Origin of the sequence: Streptomyces barringtoniae, assembly GCF_020819595.1 — a bacterium.
Taxonomy (GTDB): Bacteria; Actinomycetota; Actinomycetes; order Streptomycetales; family Streptomycetaceae; genus Streptomyces; species Streptomyces barringtoniae.
This window is the reverse complement of sequence record NZ_JAJHNP010000013.1, coordinates 179,306-198,297: the sequence shown is the minus strand read 5'-3', so window position 1 is coordinate 198,297 and position 18,992 is coordinate 179,306. Positions and strand designations below refer to the sequence as shown.

The 18,992-nt window shown below is 71.4% G+C and carries 14 protein-coding genes; 10 read left to right on the top strand and 4 right to left on the bottom strand.

Annotation, left to right across the window (positions count from 1 at the left end; all coding sequences use genetic code 11):
* Positions 1–35 precede the first annotated feature (35 nt).
* From LMU33_RS24285 to LMU33_RS24270, 4 genes are all read right to left on the bottom strand, one after another.
* Positions 36–2,423, bottom strand: a complete 2,388-nt coding sequence (locus LMU33_RS24285; RefSeq protein ID WP_228622730.1) for a transglutaminase TgpA family protein — start codon at positions 2,421–2,423, stop codon at positions 36–38.
* Complete coding sequence (locus tag LMU33_RS24280) at positions 2,420–3,781, bottom strand: DUF58 domain-containing protein (RefSeq protein WP_228622729.1); 1,362 nt, start codon at positions 3,779–3,781, stop codon at positions 2,420–2,422. Before LMU33_RS24280 ends, LMU33_RS24285 begins: the two co-directional genes overlap by 4 nt.
* The gene (locus LMU33_RS24275; protein WP_228622728.1) at positions 3,781–4,821 is read right to left on the bottom strand and encodes an AAA family ATPase; all 1,041 of its coding nucleotides are present in this window, start codon (positions 4,819–4,821) and stop codon (positions 3,781–3,783) included. The genes LMU33_RS24280 and LMU33_RS24275 overlap by 1 nt, the downstream gene beginning before the upstream one ends.
* A 250-nt stretch (positions 4,822–5,071) precedes the next feature.
* A complete protein-coding gene (locus tag LMU33_RS24270; protein WP_228622727.1) occupies positions 5,072–5,620 on the bottom strand; it encodes a beta-class carbonic anhydrase in 549 nt (182 codons plus the stop codon).
* A 420-nt stretch (positions 5,621–6,040) separates the two neighbouring features.
* On the opposite strand from LMU33_RS24270, the gene rsmH reads away from it, so the two are divergent.
* From rsmH to LMU33_RS24220, 10 genes are all read left to right on the top strand, one after another.
* On the top strand, positions 6,041–6,997 hold the full coding sequence (gene rsmH / locus LMU33_RS24265; RefSeq protein WP_228622726.1) for a 16S rRNA (cytosine(1402)-N(4))-methyltransferase RsmH: 957 nt from the start codon (positions 6,041–6,043) through the stop codon (positions 6,995–6,997).
* A 72-nt stretch (positions 6,998–7,069) separates the two neighbouring features.
* Complete coding sequence (gene ftsL, locus LMU33_RS24260; protein ID WP_228622725.1) at positions 7,070–7,711, top strand: cell division protein FtsL; 642 nt, start codon at positions 7,070–7,072, stop codon at positions 7,709–7,711.
* 223 nt (positions 7,712–7,934) lie between these two features.
* The gene (locus tag LMU33_RS24255; RefSeq protein ID WP_308280803.1) at positions 7,935–9,896 is read left to right on the top strand and encodes a peptidoglycan D,D-transpeptidase FtsI family protein; all 1,962 of its coding nucleotides are present in this window, start codon (positions 7,935–7,937) and stop codon (positions 9,894–9,896) included.
* Positions 9,897–9,923: 27 nt separating this feature from the next.
* Positions 9,924–11,579: a UDP-N-acetylmuramoyl-L-alanyl-D-glutamate--2,6-diaminopimelate ligase gene (locus LMU33_RS24250; protein WP_228622723.1), complete on the top strand. Its 1,656-nt coding sequence runs from the start codon at positions 9,924–9,926 to the stop codon at positions 11,577–11,579.
* Positions 11,580–11,607: 28 nt separating this feature from the next.
* Positions 11,608–13,014 (top strand): UDP-N-acetylmuramoyl-tripeptide--D-alanyl-D-alanine ligase, encoded by a 1,407-nt coding sequence (locus tag LMU33_RS24245; protein ID WP_228622722.1) that lies wholly within the window; start codon positions 11,608–11,610, stop codon positions 13,012–13,014.
* The gene (gene mraY, locus LMU33_RS24240) at positions 13,011–14,084 is read left to right on the top strand and encodes a phospho-N-acetylmuramoyl-pentapeptide-transferase (RefSeq protein WP_228622721.1); all 1,074 of its coding nucleotides are present in this window, start codon (positions 13,011–13,013) and stop codon (positions 14,082–14,084) included. The genes LMU33_RS24245 and mraY overlap by 4 nt, the downstream gene beginning before the upstream one ends.
* Positions 14,066–15,502, top strand: coding sequence for a UDP-N-acetylmuramoyl-L-alanine--D-glutamate ligase (gene murD, locus LMU33_RS24235; RefSeq protein WP_228622720.1), 1,437 nt, complete (start codon positions 14,066–14,068; stop codon positions 15,500–15,502). The genes mraY and murD overlap by 19 nt, the downstream gene beginning before the upstream one ends.
* 68 nt (positions 15,503–15,570) lie before the next feature.
* Positions 15,571–16,938 (top strand): putative lipid II flippase FtsW, encoded by a 1,368-nt coding sequence (gene ftsW / locus LMU33_RS24230; protein WP_228622719.1) that lies wholly within the window; start codon positions 15,571–15,573, stop codon positions 16,936–16,938.
* Between the two features lie 6 nt (positions 16,939–16,944).
* Positions 16,945–18,033 (top strand): undecaprenyldiphospho-muramoylpentapeptide beta-N-acetylglucosaminyltransferase, encoded by a 1,089-nt coding sequence (gene murG / locus LMU33_RS24225; RefSeq protein WP_228622718.1) that lies wholly within the window; start codon positions 16,945–16,947, stop codon positions 18,031–18,033.
* A 26-nt stretch (positions 18,034–18,059) separates the two neighbouring features.
* Positions 18,060–18,854, top strand: coding sequence for a cell division protein FtsQ/DivIB (locus tag LMU33_RS24220; protein WP_228622717.1), 795 nt, complete (start codon positions 18,060–18,062; stop codon positions 18,852–18,854).
* Positions 18,855–18,992 lie beyond the last annotated feature (138 nt).

Sequence of the window (18,992 nt, the reverse complement as noted above, 5' to 3'; positions counted from 1 at the left end):
CGACCACCGCCGGTGGTCGCCCCTCACCCGTGCTCTCAGCCCTGCTGCTGCGACGGTCGCCGCAAACCGTCGGGCCGGGCCCCCGCCACCCGCGCCCTGAGCGCCGACCAGCGGGCCGACACCGCCCACAGCACATGCACCGACGAGCGGGGCAGGAACAGCGCCCGCAGCCGCGTGCCGGTGCTCGCCGAGCCCCGCAGCCCCTCGATCACCCGGCGCACGTCCGCCGCCGTACCCCCCACCGGGCGCGGCCGGGGCGCGTACAGCACCTGCTCCACCGCGTCCGCGACCCGGTGCACCGCGGCCCCGGTCGCCGGGTCCAGCCGACCCAGCTCGACGATCCGCGCGGCCGCCCGCCGCGGGGTCAGCGACTCGTCCGGCGCGATGCCGTGGTCCCAGGCGCTGTCCGTCAACTCCTGCCAGGCGCCCAGGGTGTGTGCCGCCGCACCCTGCTCGGTCCGGGCGTGCCCGCCGAGCCGCACCGAGCGCACCCGCATCCGCCACAGCAGCGGCGACAGCGGAAGCGCCAGGACCACCAGCGCGGCCGCACCGATCAGCAGATACCACCACGGGCCCGGGCCACCGCCGCCGCTGGGCGGGGCCGCCGCGGCGGACGCGGTGTCGCAGCCCTGCAGCTTGACCAGCTCGGGCGTGCAGCTCTGGCTGGAAGAGGCCGACGCCGAGGGCGCCGCGGACGACTGGTGCGACGGCAGGTCCTGGTCCGGCAGCGAGGTGCCGGGCGTGTCCGACTGGGTGTACGACGGCATGGTGCCGCGGGTCGGGGTCGGCTCGAAGCGCGTCCACCCCACACCCTCGAAGTACAGCTCGGGCCAGGCGTGCGCGTCCTTCTGGTTCACCGCGATCGTGCCGTCGGCCTGCGGGGTACCGGGCGCGAAGCCCACCGCGACCCGGGCCGGGATGCCGAGGGTGCGGGCCATCGCCGCCATGGCGAAGGAGAAGTGGACGCAGAAGCCCTCCTTCTTCTTCAGGAAGTTGGCGATGGCGTCGGGGCCGCGGCCGACCTCGACCTGGGTGTCGTACTGGAAGCCGCCCGTGACGGCGAAGTAGTCCTGGAGCTTGACGGCCTCCTCGTAGTGGCTGCGCGCGCCCGCCGTGATCTCCTTGGCGGTCCTGGCCACCACCTTCGGCAGCGCGGACGGCACCTTCGTGTACTCGTGCTTCAGGGCCGCCGGCGGCTCCGGCGCGGTGGACAGCTGCTCGGCGGTCGGCTGCACGTCCAGGCTGGTCACCTGGTAGGTCTCGCCACGCGTGGTCTGGCCGCGGTCCCCGACCAGGGTCATGCCGACGGGCTCGTAGCGCCACCGGCCGCCGATCTTCACACCGCTCGGCGGATACGGCATCGGCAGCCAGTCCTGGGCGTACCAGTCCGACGCCGTGACCGTGGTCGTCACCGTGCCGCGTTTGACGTCACCGCCGAGACCGATGGGCGTGGGGAACTGCGTCGGCACGCCCACGATGTGCCGCTGGGCCGGTTTCCAGGTGGTGCCGTCGAAGTCGTCCAGGGAGACGATCCGCAGATACAGGTCCGAGATGTCGTCCGTGCTGGTCTTGACGGACAGCACCTGGCGGTCGTTGTTCGTGTTCAGGCTGTCGCGCAGCGACACCAGCGGGTTCACCGCGGAGATCGTGCCGCCGTTGCCGTCGCCGACCCCCACGCCCGTGCCGGCGGTGTCCAGCAGGCCTCCCTGCATCGCGGGCAGGACGAGCGGCACCACCAGGGCCGCACCGAGCGCGACCGCGCCGATCCGGCGCCCGGTGCGCACCGGGGCAACCGCGTCGCCCTCCGGGGAGGCCGGGGAACGCGGAGCACCGCCGAAGACCCGGCCCCACTGCGCCAGCCGGTCCCTGCCCTCCGCCAGCAGCAGCATCAGATAGCCGGCCGCCGCCACCAGGAACCACAGCCAGTCGGCCCCGCCGTCGGACAGCCCGGCGGCCACGGAGTACAGCGCGAGCAGCGGCAGCCCGGCCGGGGCCGCGCTGCGGAAGGTCACCGCGAGCGTGTCCACCAGCAGGCCGATCAGCAGCACGCCACCGATCAGCATCAGCTTGATGCCGTCGGTCAGCGGCGCCGGTATCGCGTACTCGCTGACGTCGTTCGAGCCCTGCTGGAGCAGGTCGGCCAGGTACCGGAAGGCGTCCGGGCCGGGGATCAGGCCGATGACCGCGTGCTCCCGGGCGAAGACCAGGGTCAGCAGCACCAGGGTGACCAGCGCCTGCGCCGCCACGGTCAGCGGCCGGCCCAGCGGCACCCGGCGGGCCGCCGCGCCCACCCCGGTCTGCACGGCCACCAGCGGGACCAGTTGCAGCAGCCAGGTCGGCTCCGCCACCAGGGGCAGCAGCGCGCTGGACGCCATCAGCGTGGCCGCGGCCGCGCACAGTGCCAGTCGTGCCCGCCCGCTCATCGCACCGCCTCCCCGCCGACCGCGGCCAGGCCGGAGCGCTCCCGGTCCGCCTGCTGCCACAGCCCGTTGAGCGCGGCGCCGCGCGGCACGCTCAGCGCCGTCCAGCCCGCCTCGCGCAGCATCCGCAGCCGCTCGGCGTGCCGGTCGCCCGGCTGCGGCACATCGGCCGCCTCCCGTACCCAGGTGTCCGGGTCCAGCACGAAGGCGACGGCACCGCCGCTGCGCCGGCTCATCTTGGCGACCGTCGCGGCCTGCTCCTCGTCCAGGTCGCCCAGGAAGGCGACCAGCAGCCCCTCATTGCCGCCGCGCAGCACGTCGTACGCCCGGGACAGGCCCGTGCCGTCGGAGTGGTCGATCACTGCGAGGGTGTCCATCATCAGCCCGGCCGCCTCCGCGGTCTCCTGGCCGGTGCCCGCGAACCCGTCGGCGCCCGCGCCGGGCACCACGCTGCCGCTGTCGGTCAGCAGCCGTACCGAGAAGCCGCGTTCGAGCATGTGCACCAGCACCGAGGCGGCCCCGGAGACGGCCCACTCGAAGGCCGAGTCGGGGCCCGCGCCCTCGAACGCGCCGCCCCGCGTGTCCAGCAGGACGGTGCAGCGGGAGCGCCGGGGCTGCTCCTCGCGGCGCACCATCAGCTCGCCGTAGCGCGCGGTGGACCGCCAGTGCACCCGGCGCAGGTCGTCGCCGTAGCGGTAGCCGCGCGGGATCACGTCGTCCTCGCCGGCCAGGGCCAGCGAGCGCTGCCGCCCGTCGCCGTACCCCTTGGCCTCACCGCTGAAGCGGACCGGGTCGAGCGGCTCCACACGCGGGATGACCGTGAGGGTGTCGAACGCCGAGAAGGAACGGGTGAGTTCGCACATCCCGAAGGGGTCCGTCAGCCGCAGCTGCAGCGGGCCCAGCGGATAACGGCCACGCAGGTCGGAGCGGACCCGGTAGGAGACCTCGCGGTGGCCGCCCGGCTCCACCCGGTCCAGCACGAACCTCGGGCGCGGCCCGAGGACGTACGGCACGCGGTCCTGGAGCATCAGCAGGCCGGTGGGCAGCCGGGAGACGTTGTCCATCCGCAGATGCACCCGTGCCTCGCTGCCGGCCGGCACGCGCGCGGGGGAGAGCCGGCGGGTGCCGACCACCCGGTAGCGCGTGCGGTACACCACGGTCGCGCAGATCACCGGCAGTGCGGCCAGCAGCAGGCCGACCCGCAGCAGATCGCTCTGGCCCAGCACGTACGCGCAGATCGCCGCCGCGATCCCGGCCGCCAGGAAGGAACGGCCGCGGGTCGTCAGGCCCGCCAGGGCGGTACGGACACCGCCCGTCTCCCCGCGGTCGGCCTCCGCCTGCCCCGTCCCCCCGGCGCTCATCACAGACTCCGCGGGGGCTGCTGGGGATACGCCGGGACGCCCTGTCCGAGGCCGCCGAAGCCGCTGTGCGGGCCCGGTGCCGCGGGCACCGGGGTGTGCTGGAGGATCTCCCGCACGACCTGCTCGGCGGTACGCCGGTTCAGCTGGGCCTGGGCGGTGGGCAGCAGGCGGTGCGCGAGGACGGCGACGGCGAGCGCCTGGACGTCGTCCGGCAGTGCGTACTCCCGGCCGGCGAGGGCCGCGGACGCCTTCGCGGCGCGCAGCAGATGCAGCGTCGCGCGCGGGGAGGCGCCGAGTCTGAGGTCCGGATGGGTGCGGGTGGCGGCGACCAGCTCCACCGCGTACCGCCGGACCGGCTCGGAGACGTGCACGGTGCGCACGGCCTCGACGAGTTTCACGATCTCGTGCGCGTGCGCCACCGGCTGCAGGTCCTCCAGAGGGCTCACCCCGCCGTGGATGTCGAGCATCTGCAGCTCGGCCTCCACGCTCGGGTAGCCGACGGAGACGCGGGCCATGAAACGGTCGCGCTGGGCCTCGGGCAGCGGGTAGGTGCCCTCCATCTCGACCGGGTTCTGCGTGGCCACCACCATGAAGGGACTGGGCAGTTCGTACGTCTGCCCGTCGATGGTGACCTGCCGCTCCTCCATGGACTCAAGGAGCGCCGACTGGGTCTTGGGCGAGGCGCGGTTGATCTCGTCGCCGATCACGATCTGCGCGAAGATGGCGCCCGGCTTGAACTCGAAGTCCCGGCGCTGCTGGTCCCAGATGGACACACCGGTGATGTCCGAGGGCAGCAGGTCGGGCGTGAACTGGATGCGCCGCACCGAGCAGTCGATGGACCGCGCCAGCGCCTTGGCCAGCATCGTCTTGCCCACCCCGGGGACGTCCTCGATCAGCAGGTGGCCCTCGGCGAGCAGCACGGTCAGCGCGAGATGTACGACCTCGGGCTTGCCCTCGATCACGCCCTCCACCGAACCGCGCACCCGCTCCACCGTGGCGGTCAGATCAGTGAGGCTCGCTCGATCGTCATAGGTCGTCACCCGGCCCTCCTCGGCCCGTTCTATCCGGGCCGACGCTGCCTGCGAAACCGGCCCACCCCGAAACACGGACACCACGCGGGAAAGGTTCCGCGTGACGCCACACCCGCATTCTTGCCGCCGTTACCGATTCGTGTCACTCGCCTGTGGACAACTGCCCGCACGATGTCGGTCTTACATCTTTTTCGACCGTATTTTCGATGCGGCGATACGGTGGCGGGATGCTTCCGGGGCGGCCGGCCGGTGTGCCCGGTCAGGCCGGGTCGACCTCACGCAGCAGACCGGTGCGCACGTCGAACACGAAACCGCGCACGTCGTCGGTGTGCACCAGGAACGGCGAGGTGCGCACGCGCTGCATGGACTGGCGCACGTCCTGGTCGACGTCCCGGAAGGACTCCACCGCCCAGGCCGGCCGCTGGCCGACCTCCATCTCCAGGTCGTGCCGGAAGTCCTCGGTGATGCTCTCCATGCCGCACCCGGTGTGGTGGATGAGCACGACGCTGCGGGTGCCGAGCGCCCGCTGGCTGATGGTCAGGGAGCGGATCACGTCGTCGGTGACCACGCCGCCCGCGTTGCGGATGGTGTGACAGTCGCCGAGCTGCAGGCCGAGCGCGGCGTGCAGGTCGAGACGGGCGTCCATGCAGGCCACGACCGCGACCTTGAGAACGGGACGGGCGTCCATCCCGGGGTCGGTGAACTCGGCGGCGTACGCCTGGTTGGCCTCGACCAGGCGGTCCGTCACGGTGCCGCCGTTCGTTATGGCGTCTTCGGATCCAGTGGGAACTGCTGCGGAAGTCGTCATACTCATGACGTTACTGGTCACCCCCGGTCCCGTCCTGCTGTGAGAGCGGGACAAAAAACGTCATCGTGGCTTGTTGTGAGCCATCCCATAGGGAGGGCAAACCTGCCCCGGGCGGGTGAATCCCGTCGAATTGCGGCGCCCGCCGTGATGCGGTAGGCGACGCGCAGGCCGGTTGATTGACCGCGAGACGGGGTGGACTAAAGTGACGCGAAGCGGGAGACGCGGCTCTCCCTGCTGGTGAAACCCCCGGAGACCCCGGCTCACCCCGGACCGTCTCCCCACGTGCGCGGCGCGTACGTACGGCTCGGCCTCCTCCCGCTCCCGGTCCGGCTGACGCTTCCGGCGCCGGCAGGCCCGACCCTTCACGAGCTGGCGGGGACCCGGCGGTGCGTACGGCCCGCCGGAAGATGAGAGGCCCCCTTGAGTCAGAGTCGACACGTCCCGGTGATGCTCCAGCGGTGCCTGGACCTGCTGGCGCCCGCCCTGGAGCGCCCGGGAGCGGTGGTCGTCGACTGCACCCTCGGCCTCGGCGGACACAGCGAGGCGCTGCTGACGAGGTTCCCCGGGGCGCGGCTGATCGGCCTCGACCGGGACAAGGAGGCGCTGCGCCTGTCGGGCGAGCGGCTGGCGCCCTACGGTGAGCGCGCCACCCTCGTACACGCCGTCTACGACGAGTTGCCCGACGTACTGCAAAAGCTCCGCATCGCGCGCGTGCAGGGCGTTCTGTTCGACCTCGGGGTCTCCTCCATGCAGCTGGACGAGGCCGACCGCGGCTTCGCCTACGCCCAGGACGCGCCGCTGGACATGCGGATGGACCAGACGAGCGGCATCAGCGCCGCCGAGGTCCTCAACACCTACCCGGCCGGCGAACTCGTGCGGATCCTGCGCGCGTACGGCGAGGAGAAGCAGGCCAAGCGGATCGTGTCCGCGATCGTGCGCGAGCGCGAGAAGGAGCCGTTCAGTAACAGCGCGCGGCTCGTCGAGCTGATCCGGGACGCTCTCCCGCAGGCCGCCAAGCGCACCGGCGGCAATCCCGCCAAGCGCACGTTCCAGGCGCTGCGCATCGAGGTCAACGGCGAACTGTCCGTCCTGGAGCGGGCGATCCCGGCGGCGGTGAAGGCCCTCGACGTGGGCGGCCGCATCGCCGTGCTGTCGTACCACTCGCTCGAAGACCGCCTGGTCAAGCAGGTGTTCGCGGCCGGGGCCGCGTCCACCGCGCCGCCCGGCCTCCCGGTTGTGCCGGAGCGCTACCAGCCGCGGCTCAAGCTGCTCACCCGGGGTGCCGAACTTCCCACCGAGGAAGAGGTCGCCGAGAACCGCCGGGCCGCACCGGCCAGGCTGCGCGGTGCCGAACGCATCAGGGAGGACGCCGAGTGACGCAGACGGGTCGGTTGGATTCCCGAACTCACCGGGAGCGCCGCGAAGGCCTCCGGACCGACCGGGGGAGCCGTGAGTAGGACACCCGTACTGAGGGGGCGGGCCGCGCGGCTCGCCCGGCTCTTCCCGGCCGGCCGTGCCAGGGCCGCCCGCACCCCGTTCGTCCTGCTCGTCGTCCTGCTCCTCGGCGGCGGCCTCATCGGACTGCTGGTGCTCAACTCCGCGCTCAGCGAAGGCTCGTTCAAACTCGCCGACCTGCAGAAGCAGACGAAGAACCTCACCGACGAGGAACAGGCCCTCCAGCGGGACATCGACGCCTACTCCGCTCCCGACGCCCTCCAGCGCCGCGCCCGCGAACTTGGCATGGTCCCGGGCGGCGACCCGGCCTTCCTCGGCTCGGACGGCAAGATCAAGGGCGTCCCGGGCGCCGCCGGACCGGAGTCCGCCGCCTTGACCGACCCCGTCGCCCCCGAGTCCCTGACCCCGGCCACGGCCCCCTCCACGGCCCTGGCCGCGCCCACCACCGTGGCCCCGGCCACGCCCACCGTCCCGGCCCCCACCGCGCCCGCCACCCCGGCCCCGGCCACGCCGTCGCCCGCCGCCCCGCCACAGGGACAGCCCCAGTCCGCCGCCGTCGCCTCCGACCCCGCCGCGGCCATCCCCCCGCCCCCCTCCATCTCCCAGCCCACCCCCACCCCGACTCCCGGCAGGTGACGGAAGTGTCCGACAGGAAACTGCCGCGCCGTCGTGTGGTCGGGCCGGCGTGCGCGCTCGGCCCGCGTGGCGGTGTGGCCGGGCGCCGGTCCTGGCGTGGGGTCGGTGTGGTCGGGCTCGTGCCGCGTCGGCGTCCGGCCCCGGTCGCCGTTCCGGTAGGTGTCGCGGCGCCGTTTTCGATGTCCCAGCCCGTTCCGACCCCGACTCCCGGCAGGTGACGGAAGTGTCCGACAGGGAACCGCGCCGTCGTGTGCCCGGGCCGGCCAGGCCGCCGCGGCCGAGTAGTGCCGTGCGGCGGCAGCCCGGGCCCGGTGCGCGTCCGGCGCGACGTCCGAGTGGTGCCCGGCCGCTGGCCCAGCGCCCGCTCCGGCTCGGCAGCCCGCGGCCCCGGCTGCGCCTGGTCAGCCTCACGCTGACCCTGGTGCTGATCGCCTTCGTCGTACGGCTGCTCCAGGTGCAGGCCGTAGACGCCAGCGCGTACGCCGCGCGGGCCGAACAGAACCGGTATGTCGTGCACACGCTGGCCGCCGAGCGCGGCGGTATCACCGACCGCAACGGCGTTGCCCTCGCCATCAGCGAGGACGCGTACGACATCACGGCCGATCCGACGATGTTCAGCAGGAAGCAGCTGAAGATCGGCGACGGCCCGGAGCAGGCCGCCGCGCTGCTCTCGCCGATCCTCGGGCAGAGCCAGGCCGACATCGTGAAGAAGCTGCGGCCCCAGAACACGAACTCCCGGTACGCCCGGCTCGCCACCCGGCAGACCCCGCAGGTCTGGAAGCAGATCAAGGACCTGAAGAGTGCGCTCGCCAAGAAGGCGGAGACGGACAAGACCACCGTCAACGTGCTCGCCGGAGTCTTCGCCGACCCGAGCAGCCAGCGCGTGTACCCCAACGGCGATCTCGCCGCCGGGATACTGGGCTGGGTCAACGCCGACGGCCAGGGCGGCGGCGGCATCGAGCAGGAGCTGAACAAGCAGCTCACCGGGAAGGACGGCAAGATCCGTTACGCCCAGTCCGGCGGGCGTGAGGTGCCCACGGCGGGATCGACGGAGACGCCCGCCGTGCCCGGTTCCGACGTCGAGCTGACCATCGACCGCGACATCCAGTGGGCCGCGCAGCACGCCATCACCGAGCAGGTGCAGAAGTCCAGGGCCGACCGCGGCTACGTCGTCGTCCAGGACACCCGCACCGGGCAGATCCTGGCCATGGCCAACTCGCCCGGTTTCGACCCCAACGACCTGTCCAAGGCCGACGGCGAGGCCCTGGGCAACGCGGCCCTCCAGGACGCGTACGAGCCCGGCTCCACCGCCAAGGTGATGTCCATGGCGGCCGTGCTCCAGGAGAACGCGGCGACCCCGCTCACCCACGTCGTCGTACCCAACCGGCTGCACCGCGGCGACCGGCTCTTCCAGGACGACGTGGACCACGACACCTGGTACCTCACGCTGAACGGCGTCCTCGCCAAGTCCAGCAACATCGGCACCATCCTGGCCACCGGCCAGCTCGGCAGGACGCAGTCCGAGGCCGACAAGGTGCTCTACTCGTACCTGCGCAAGTTCGGCATCGGCAGCTACACCGGACTCGGTTTCCCCGGCGAGACCCCCGGCATCCTCGCGCCGTACCAGAAGTGGTCCACCTCGCAGCAGTACACGATTCCTTTCGGCCAGGGTTTCTCCATCAACGCCGTACAGGCCGCCTCCGTGTACTCGACCATCGCCAACGGCGGGGTCCGGATCGAGCCGACCCTGGTGCGCGGCACCAAGGGGGCCGACGGGCGCTTCACACCCGCGCACAAGCCAAGGCAGACCCGGGTCGTCAGCGAGAAGACGGCCAGGACCGTCGCGCAGATGCTGGAGTCCGTGGTGGACGACGAGCAGGGGACCGGCATCAAGGCCCGTATCCCCGGCTACAACGTCGCCGGCAAGACCGGCACGGCCAACCGCGTGGATCCGGCCACCGGCAGGTACCGCGGCTACACCTCGTCCTTCGCCGGGTTCGCGCCCGCCGACAACCCCCGCATCACCGTCTACTGCGCCATCCAGAACGCCACCTCCGGCAGCTACTACGGCGGCCAGATCTGCGGTCCCATCTACAAGCAGGTGATGGAGTTCGCCCTGAAGACCCTCCAGGTCCCGCCGACCGGTGCGCCGGCCGCGAACCTGCCCGTCGACTACAAGCCCTGATCAGCACCGGAACACCAGGAATCGCTCGTGACAACGATCACCCCCGACGCCGGGAACTACGGGGCCGAGAACCCCTCGCTTCGCTCCGGGGCGGGTACGCCCGGTACGCTCACCGCCGTGCCACACGCTGATCAGTCCCAAACCACCCAGAAGGGCGCTTCCGTGACATATCCGGGGCCGCCGCGACCGGTTCAGGTCTCCGCCACACCCCTCGCGGAACTGGCCGATCAGCTGGGTGCCGCCGCTCCTGACGCCGCCGCAGAGGTCACGGGGATCACCCACGACTCGCGCGCCGTCCGTCCCGGCGACCTGTACGCCGCCCTCCCGGGCGCCCGCCTGCACGGCGCCGACTTCGTCACCCAGGCCGCCGGCCTCGGCGCGGTCGCCGTGCTCACCGACCCGACGGGCGCCGAGCGCGCCGCCGCGACCGGACTGCCCGTCCTGGTCGTCGACGACCCGCGCGGACGGATGGGCGAGCTGGCGGCGACGATCTACGGCCATCCCGGCCGTGACCTGCTCCAGATCGGCATCACCGGCACCTCCGGCAAGACCACCACCGCCTATCTGGTCGAGGGCGGGCTCAGGACCGCGAAGTCCACGGGCCTGGTCGGCACCGTCGAGATGCGCATCGGCGACGAGCGCATCAAGTCCGAGCGAACCACCCCCGAAGCCACCGACCTGCAGGCCCTGTTCGCCGTCATGCGCGAGCGCGGCGTCGAGGCGGTGGCCATGGAGGTCTCCAGCCACGCCCTGGTCCTCGGCCGGGTCGACGGCTGTGTCTTCGACATCGCCGTGTTCACCAACCTCAGCCCGGAGCACATGGAGTTCCACTCCGACATGGAGGACTACTTCCGGGCCAAGGCGCAGCTGTTCACACCGGAACGCAGCAGACTCGCCGTGATCAACGCCGACGACGCGTACGGCCGCCGGCTCGCCGAGGAGGCCACGGTCCCGGTCGTCACGTTCTCCGCCGAGGGCCACCCCGACGCCGACTGGCGTGCCGAGGACGTCCAGGTCGGCCCCATGGACTCGACGTTCACCGTCGTGGGCCCGAACGGCGAGCGAGTACACGCCAAGTCGCCGATCGCCGGTCCCTTCAACGTGGCGAACACCCTCGCCGCCGTGGTCGCCCTCGCCGCCGCCGGTCTCGACCCGCAGACCGCCGCCGACGGCATCGCCGCCGTCCCGGGTGTCCCCGGCCGCCTGGAGCGCGTGGACGCCGGGCAGCCGTACCTCGCGGTCGTCGACTACGCCCACAAGACCGACGCCGTCGAGTCGGTGCTCAAGGCGCTGCGCAAGGTCACCAAGGGCCGCCTGCACATCGTCCTCGGCTGCGGCGGCGACCGCGACCAGACCAAGCGCGCCCCGATGGGTGCCGCCGCGGCCCGGCTCGCCGACACGGCCGTACTGACCTCCGACAACCCGCGCTCCGAGGACCCCCTCGCGATCCTCGCGACGATGCTCCAGGGCGCCGCCTCCGTGCCCGCGCACGAGCGCGGCGAGGTGCTCCTGTTCGAGGACCGGGCCGCCGCGATCGCCGCCGTCGTGGGCCGCGCCCAGGCCGGCGACACCGTGCTGGTCGCGGGCAAGGGGCACGAGCAGGGCCAGGACATCGCCGGTGTGGTCCGTCCCTTCGACGACCGCCAGGTGCTCCGCGAAGCCATCCAGAAAACCCAGGGATGAAAATCCAGAAGACCCAGGGGATGAACTTGTGATCGCCCTCTCCCTCGCCGAGATCGCAGCAGTCGTCGGCGGGCAGACGCACGACATACCGGATCCGTCCGTCGAGGTCACGGGACCGGTCGTCCGGGACTCCCGCGAGGTGGTGCCCGGCAGCCTGTTCGCCGCCTTCGTCGGCGAGCGCGTGGACGGCCACGACTACGCACCGCAGGTGATCGAGGCGGGCGCGGTCGCCGTACTCGCGTCGCGCCCGGTCGGCGTGCCCGCGATCGTCGTGGACGACGTCCAGACCGCGCTCGGCGCCCTGGCCCGGCACGTCGTACGCCGGCTCGGCGCGACCCTCGTCGCCCTGACCGGCTCGGCGGGCAAGACCAGCACCAAGGATCTGATCGCGCAGGTGCTCCAGCGCAAGGCGCCGACCGTGTTCACGCCCGGCTCGCTGAACAACGAGATCGGGCTGCCGCTGACCGCCCTGTCCGCCACCGAGGAGACGCGGTTCCTCGTGCTGGAGATGGGCGCCCGCGGCATCGGGCACATCCGCTACCTCACCGACCTCACGCCCCCGAGGATCGGCCTGGTCCTCAACGTCGGCACCGCCCACATCGGCGAGTTCGGCGGCCGCGAGCAGATCGCGCAGGCCAAGGGCGAGATCGTCGAAGGCCTTCCGGAGGACGGCGCCGCGATCCTCAACGCCGACGACCCGCTGGTCCGCGCCATGGCCTCCCGTACCAAGGCGAAGGTGGTCCTTTTCGGAGAGTCGGCCGAAGCGGACGTACGCGCCGAGAACGTGCGACTCACGGACAGCGGACAGCCTTCCTTCAGGCTTCTCACACCCTCCGGTGCAAGCGATGTGACCATGCGCCTGTACGGTGAGCATCACGTGTCGAACGCGCTCGCCGCGGCCGCCGTCGCCCATGAGCTGGGCATGTCCGCGGAAGAGATCGCCACCGCGCTCTCCGAGGCGGGCTCCCTCTCCCGCTGGCGGATGGAGGTCACCGAGCGCCTGGACGGCGTGACCATCGTCAACGACGCCTACAACGCCAACCCCGAGTCCATGCGGGCCGCCCTTCGGGCGCTCGCGGCCATGGGCAAGGGGCGCCGCACGTGGGCGGTGCTCGGCAAGATGGCCGAGCTGGGGGACGAGGCGCTCGCCGAGCACGACGCCGTCGGACGGCTCGCCGTCCGGCTCAACGTCAGCAAGCTCGTCGCCGTCGGGGGGATTGAGGCCTCCTGGCTGCAACTGGGCGCATATAACGAGGGTTCGTGGGGTGAGGAGTCGGTGCACGTGTCCGACGCACAGGCGGCGATCGACCTGTTGCGCAGCGAGTTGCGCCCAGGGGACGTCGTGCTCGTGAAGGCGTCCCGTTCGGTGGGTCTGGAGAGCGTTGCCCAGGCGCTCGTCGAGACCGGTGCCGAGGGCGAGGTTGCCGCCCGATGATGAAGCAGATCCTGTTCTCAGGAGTCATTGGCCTCTTCCTGACGCTGATCGGCACCCCGCTGCTGATCAAGCTCCTCGCCCGCAAGGGCTACGGCCAGTACATCCGTGACGACGGCCCGCGTGAGCACGCCAGCAAGCGCGGTACGCCGACCATGGGCGGCATCGCCTTCATCCTGGCGACGATCGCCGCGTACTTCCTGAGCAAGCTCATCACCGGTTACCCGCCCACCTACTCCGGGATCCTGGTCCTCGGCCTGATGTTCGGCATGGGCCTGGTCGGCTTCCTCGACGACTACATCAAGATCGTCAAGCGGCGTTCGCTGGGTCTTCGGGCCAAGGCGAAGATGGCAGGCCAGCTGATCGTCGGCATCTCCTTCGCGGTGCTGTCCCTGATGTTCGCCGACGCCCGCGGCAACACCCCGGCCTCCACCAAGCTGTCCTTCATCACCGACTTCGGCTGGACGATCGGCCCGGTGCTGTTCGTCGTCTGGGCGCTGTTCATGATCCTCGCGATGTCGAACGGCGTGAACCTCACCGACGGTCTGGACGGCCTCGCCACCGGCGCCTCCGTGCTCGTCTTCGGCGCCTATACGTTCATCGGCGTCTGGCAGTTCCAGGAGTCCTGTGCCAACGCGCAGACCCTGACCAACCCGGCCGCCTGCTACGAGGTGCGCGACCCGCTCGACCTCGCGGTGATCGCCTCCGCGCTGATGGGCGCCTGCCTGGGCTTCCTGTGGTGGAACACCTCGCCGGCGAAGATCTTCATGGGCGACACCGGTTCGCTCGCCCTCGGCGGTGTGCTCACCGGTCTGGCCATCCTCTCCCGCACGGAGCTGCTGGTGGCCATCATGGGCGGCCTGTTCGTCCTCATCACCATGTCGGTCGTCATCCAGGTCGGCTCCTTCCGGCTCACCGGCAAGCGCGTCTTCCGGATGGCACCACTCCAGCACCACTTCGAACTCAAGGGCTGGTCCGAAGTCCTGGTGGTGGTCCGGTTCTGGATCATCCAGGGAATCTGTGTGATTGTCGGACTGGGCCTCTTCTATGCAGGATGGGCAGCGGACAAGTGACCTCCACCTCGGAGCTCTACGACTTCCAGGGCAAGCACGTCACCGTCGCCGGGCTCGGTGTCTCCGGCGTCCCGGCGGCCAAGGTGCTGCACGCGCGCGGGGCGAGTGTCACGGTCGTCAACGACGGCGACGACGCACGCGCGCGTGAGCAGGCCGCGGAGCTCGAGGCGCTCGGCATCACCGTGCGCCTCGGCGACGGGGCGACCCTGCCGGAGAGCACCGAGCTGATCGTCACCGCGCCGGGCTGGAAGCCCGACAAGCCGCTGTTCCTGGCGGCGGCCGAAGCGGGCGTGCCGGTCTGGGGCGACGTCGAGCTGGCCTGGCGCCTGCGCGGCCCCGACGCGGCGCCCTGGCTGGCCGTCACGGGCACCAACGGCAAGACCACCACCGTGCAGATGCTCGCGTCCATCCTGAAGGCCGCGGGCCTGCGCACGGCCGCCGTCGGCAACATCGGCGTCTCCCTGCTGGACGTCGTGCTCGGGGACGAGGAGTACGACGTCCTCGCCGTGGAGCTGTCCAGCTACCAGCTGCACTGGGCGCCCTCGCTGCGTGCCCACTCGGCCGCGGTCCTCAACCTCGCCCCGGACCACCTCGACTGGCACGGCTCCATGGAGGCGTACGCCAAGGACAAGGGCCGTATCTACGAAGGCAATCGAGTCGCCTGCGTCTACAACGTGGCCGACAAGCTCACCGAGGACCTGGTGCGCGAGGCCGACGTCGAGGAGGGCTGCCGGGCCATCGGCTTCACCCTCGGCAGCCCCGCGCCCTCCCAACTCGGCGTCGTGGACGGCATCCTGGTCGACCGCGCCTTCGTGGAGAACCGGCAGAAGAACGCCCAGGAGCTGGCCGAGGTCTCCGACATCGACCCGCCGGCCCCGCACAACATCGCCAACGCCCTTGCCGCGGCGGCCCTGGCGCGCGCCTTCGGGGTGCCCGCCCAGGCCGTACGGGACGGCCTCAAGGCCTTCCGCCCGGACGCGCACCGCATCGAGCACGTCGCCGACCTCGACGGCGTCGCGTACGTGGACGACTCCAAGGCGACCAACACCCATGCCGCGGAAGCCTCGTTGGCGGCATATGAGTCGATTGTATGGATTGCGGGTGGTCTGGCGAAGGGCGCGACCTTCGAGGAACTGGTCGCCAAGTCGGCAAAGCGACTTCGCGGCGCCGTCCTGATCGGCGCCGACCGGGCGCTGATCCGCGACGCCCTCGCGCGACACGCCCCGGAAGTACCCGTGGTCGACCTCGACCGGACCGACACTGGGGCGATGCTCCAGGCGGTGACGGAGGCGAGGCGGCTCGCTCAGCCCGGCGACACGGTGCTGCTGGCCCCGGCCTGCGCCTCCATGGACATGTTCACCAACTACAACCAGCGCGGTGACGCGTTCGCGGCGGCGGTCCGCGGACTCGAAGCCTGACCCCGGCCGCCCGCCGGGCGGATCTTGGGAGGGACGCGTGGGACGGTCGACGTTCAGTGGAGGCGCCGATGCCCAGTAGCCGTACCGGAAAGCCGCCCGTGCAGCGGGCGTCCCGGCGTCCGCGTCCCGCCGTTGCCCGGCCCTCGAGCGAGAACCCCGTACAACGGCTCTACGGCCGGGCGCGCAAGGCCTGGGACCGGCCGCTGACCGCCTACTACCTGATCGTCGGCGGCAGTGTGCTGATCATCGTGCTGGGCCTGGTGATGGTCTACTCGGCCTCCCAGATCACCGCGCTGCAGATGTCACTGCCGGGGTCGTACTTCTTCCGCAAGCAGCTGCTGGCCGCCGTGCTGGGCGGAGTACTGCTGTTCGTGGCCTCCCGCATGCCGGTGAAACTGCACCGGGCGCTGGCCTACCCGATCCTCGCCGCCGCCGTCTTCCTGATGGCCCTGGTGCAGGTGCCCGGGATAGGGATGGCGGTCAACGGCAACCAGAACTGGATCGCCCTGGGCGGCTCCTTCCAGGTCCAGCCCAGCGAGTTCGGCAAGCTCGCCCTGGTGCTGTGGGGCGCGGACCTGATCGCGCGCAAGCAGGAGAAGAGGCTGCTGACCCAGTGGAAGCACATGCTGGTGCCGCTGGTGCCGGTCGCCTTCCTGCTGCTCGGGCTGATCATGCTCGGTGGCGACATGGGTACCGCGATCATCCTCACGGCGATCCTGTTCGGCCTGCTGTGGCTCGCGGGGGCGCCCACCCGGCTGTTCGCCGGGGTGCTGACGGTCGCGACCCTGATCGGCGGCGTCCTCATCAAGACCAGCCCCAACCGGATGGCCCGGCTCGCCTGCATCGGCGCCACCCAGCCCAAGTCGGGGATCGCCGACTGCTGGCAGGCCGTGCACGGCATCTACGCCCTCGCCTCCGGCGGAATTTTCGGTTCCGGTCTCGGTGCGAGTGTGGAGAAATGGGGCCAACTCCCCGAAGCCCACACCGACTTCATCTTCGCGGTCACCGGTGAGGAACTGGGCCTGTCGGGGACGCTGTCGGTGCTCGCCCTGTTCGCGGCTCTAGGCTATGCGGGTATCCGCGTGGCCGGACGCACGGAGGACCCCTTCGTGAGGTACGCCGCGGGAGGCGTGACGACGTGGATCACCGCCCAAGCGGTGATCAACATCGGTGCGGTGCTCGGTCTGCTGCCGATCGCCGGCGTCCCCCTCCCGCTGTTCTCCTACGGAGGGTCCGCCCTGCTGCCGACCATGTTCGCCATCGGGCTGCTGATCGCTTTCGCGCGCGACGAGCCCGCTGCGCGGGCGGCGCTTGCGATGCGGCAACCTCGCTTTGGTAGAAAGCGGGCGGGAGGCTCCGGCGGTGCGCGGGGGCCTCGGAGATGGAACACGATGCGACGGCGTGCCTCGGCGGCGCGTTCGTCCGGAGAGCGGTGAATTTCGGTGCATGTCGTACTCGCCGGTGGGGGGACCGCCGGCCACATCGAGCCCGCGCTCGCCCTCGCGGACGCCCTGCGCAGGCAGGACCCGACCGTGGGGATCACGGCCCTGGGCACGGAGCGCGGCCTGGAGACCCGGCTCGTCCCGGAGCGCGGCTACGAGCTGGCGCTGATCCCGGCGGTGCCGCTGCCTCGTAAGCCGACCCCCGAGCTGATCACCGTCCCGGGCCGGCTGCGCGGCACCATCAAGGCCGCCGAGCAGATCCTGGAGCGCACCAAGGCGGACGCGGTGGTCGGTTTCGGCGGTTACGTCGCCCTGCCCGGCTACCTGGCCGCCAAGCGCCTCGGCGTGCCCATCGTGATCCACGAGGCCAACGCCCGCCCGGGCCTGGCCAACAAGATCGGCTCGCGGTACGCGGCCCGGGTCGCCGTCTCCACGCCCGACAGCAAGCTGCGCGACGCGCGCTACATCGGCATCCCGCTGCGCCGTTCCATCGCCACCCTGGACCGTGCGGCCGCCCGCCCCGAGGCACGCCACCGCTTCGGCCTCGACCCGAACCTGCCCACGCTGCTCGTCTCCGGCGGCTCCCAGGGCGCCCGGCGCCTCAACGAGGTGGTCCAGCAGGTCGCTCCGTGGCTCCAGCAGGCCGGCATCCAGATCCTGCACGCGGTCGGCCCGAAGAACGAACTGCCGCAGGTGCACCAGATGCCGGGAATGCCCCCCTACATCCCGGTAAGTTACCTGGACCGGATGGATCTCGCGTACGCCGCGGCCGACATGATGCTCTGCCGCGCGGGCGCGATGACCGTCGCCGAACTCTCCGCCGTCGGACTCCCGGCCGCCTATGTCCCGCTGCCCATCGGCAACGGCGAGCAGCGGCTCAACGCCCAGCCGGTGGTGAAGGCCGGCGGCGGGCTCCTCGTCGACGACGCGGAACTCACGCCCGAGTGGGTGCAGCAGAACGTCCTGCCCGTGCTCGCCGATCCGCACCGGCTGTACGAGATGTCCCGCGCGGCAAGCGAGTTCGGCCGCCGGGACGCCGACGAGCTGCTCGTCGGCATGGTGTACGAGGCGATCGCCTCGCGCCGTTAGGACCGTATGACGAAAGGGCAGTGAGCGTGGCCGGACCCTCCACCGCCGAGCGCGGTGAACGCCAGCAGGAGTCGTCCGGCCCGCCGCCCGTCCGCGGGCCCGGAAGAGCGCGCCTTCGTACGATCGTCATCCTGGCCGTGCTCGCCGTGCTCCTCGGGGCCGGTGGCACCTGGGTGTTGTACGGATCGACGTGGGTGCGCGTCGAGCACGTCTCGGTGTCCGGCACGCGCGTGCTGACCCCCGCCGAGGTGCTGGACGCGGCGGCCGTACCGGTCGGGGCGCCGATGATTTCGGTCGACACGGACGGCATCGAAGCCCGACTTCGCCGGAAACTGCCCCGAATTGACACGGTTGATGTGGTCCGTGCATGGCCCCATGGAATCGGTCTGAAAGTGACCGAGCGCACTCCGGTTCTGCTGAGCCGAAAGGGCCGGGACTTCGTCGAAATCGACCACGAAGGTGTCCGGTTCGCCACGGTTTCGCAGGCACCGAATGGCGTTCCGGCACTGGAATTGTCCGTCTCCCGTACCGGTTCCGCCGCCGCGAGCTTCCGGCGCTTCGGCACCGACCGGCTGGTGCGCGAGGCGGTCCGGGTCGCGGGCGAACTGCCGGCCGCCGTGGCGGCGGACACCCGGACCGTCCAAGTCCGTTCCTACGACGCCATCTCGCTGGTGTTGGCCGACGGCCGCACGGTCGCGTGGGGCAGCAGCGAGAACGGCCGGGCCAAGGCACGGACCCTCGCAGCTCTCATGAAAGCAGCTCCCGGCGCGCGGCACTTCGACGTCAGCGTTCCCACCGCCCCTGCGTCATCGGGGAGTTGACGCGCATCAGCGCAGGCCAGCACCCTGGTTGGGCACTGCTATGGCTGATCACATAGGGTGAAAAGAAAAACGGGAGGTTCGGCGTGTTCGTTGAACGGGCGCCACTTGTCGACTTAGTGTCCTGTTCAGAAGACTCCA

What these genes read in the sequence shown, in the direction of transcription:
- LMU33_RS24270 (WP_228622727.1), bottom strand. Translation starts at nt 5,620, where the DNA reads ATGACGACTTCCGCAGCAGTTCCCACTGGATCCGAAGACGCCATAACG.
- LMU33_RS24280 (WP_228622729.1), bottom strand. Translation starts at nt 3,781, where the DNA reads ATGAGCGCCGGGGGGACGGGGCAGGCGGAGGCCGACCGCGGGGAGACG.
- LMU33_RS24285 (WP_228622730.1), bottom strand. Translation starts at nt 2,423, where the DNA reads ATGAGCGGGCGGGCACGACTGGCACTGTGCGCGGCCGCGGCCACGCTG.
- ftsW (WP_228622719.1), top strand. Translation starts at nt 15,571, where the DNA reads ATGCCCAGTAGCCGTACCGGAAAGCCGCCCGTGCAGCGGGCGTCCCGG.
- murD (WP_228622720.1), top strand. Translation starts at nt 14,066, where the DNA reads ATGGGCAGCGGACAAGTGACCTCCACCTCGGAGCTCTACGACTTCCAG.
- mraY (WP_228622721.1), top strand. Translation starts at nt 13,011, where the DNA reads ATGATGAAGCAGATCCTGTTCTCAGGAGTCATTGGCCTCTTCCTGACG.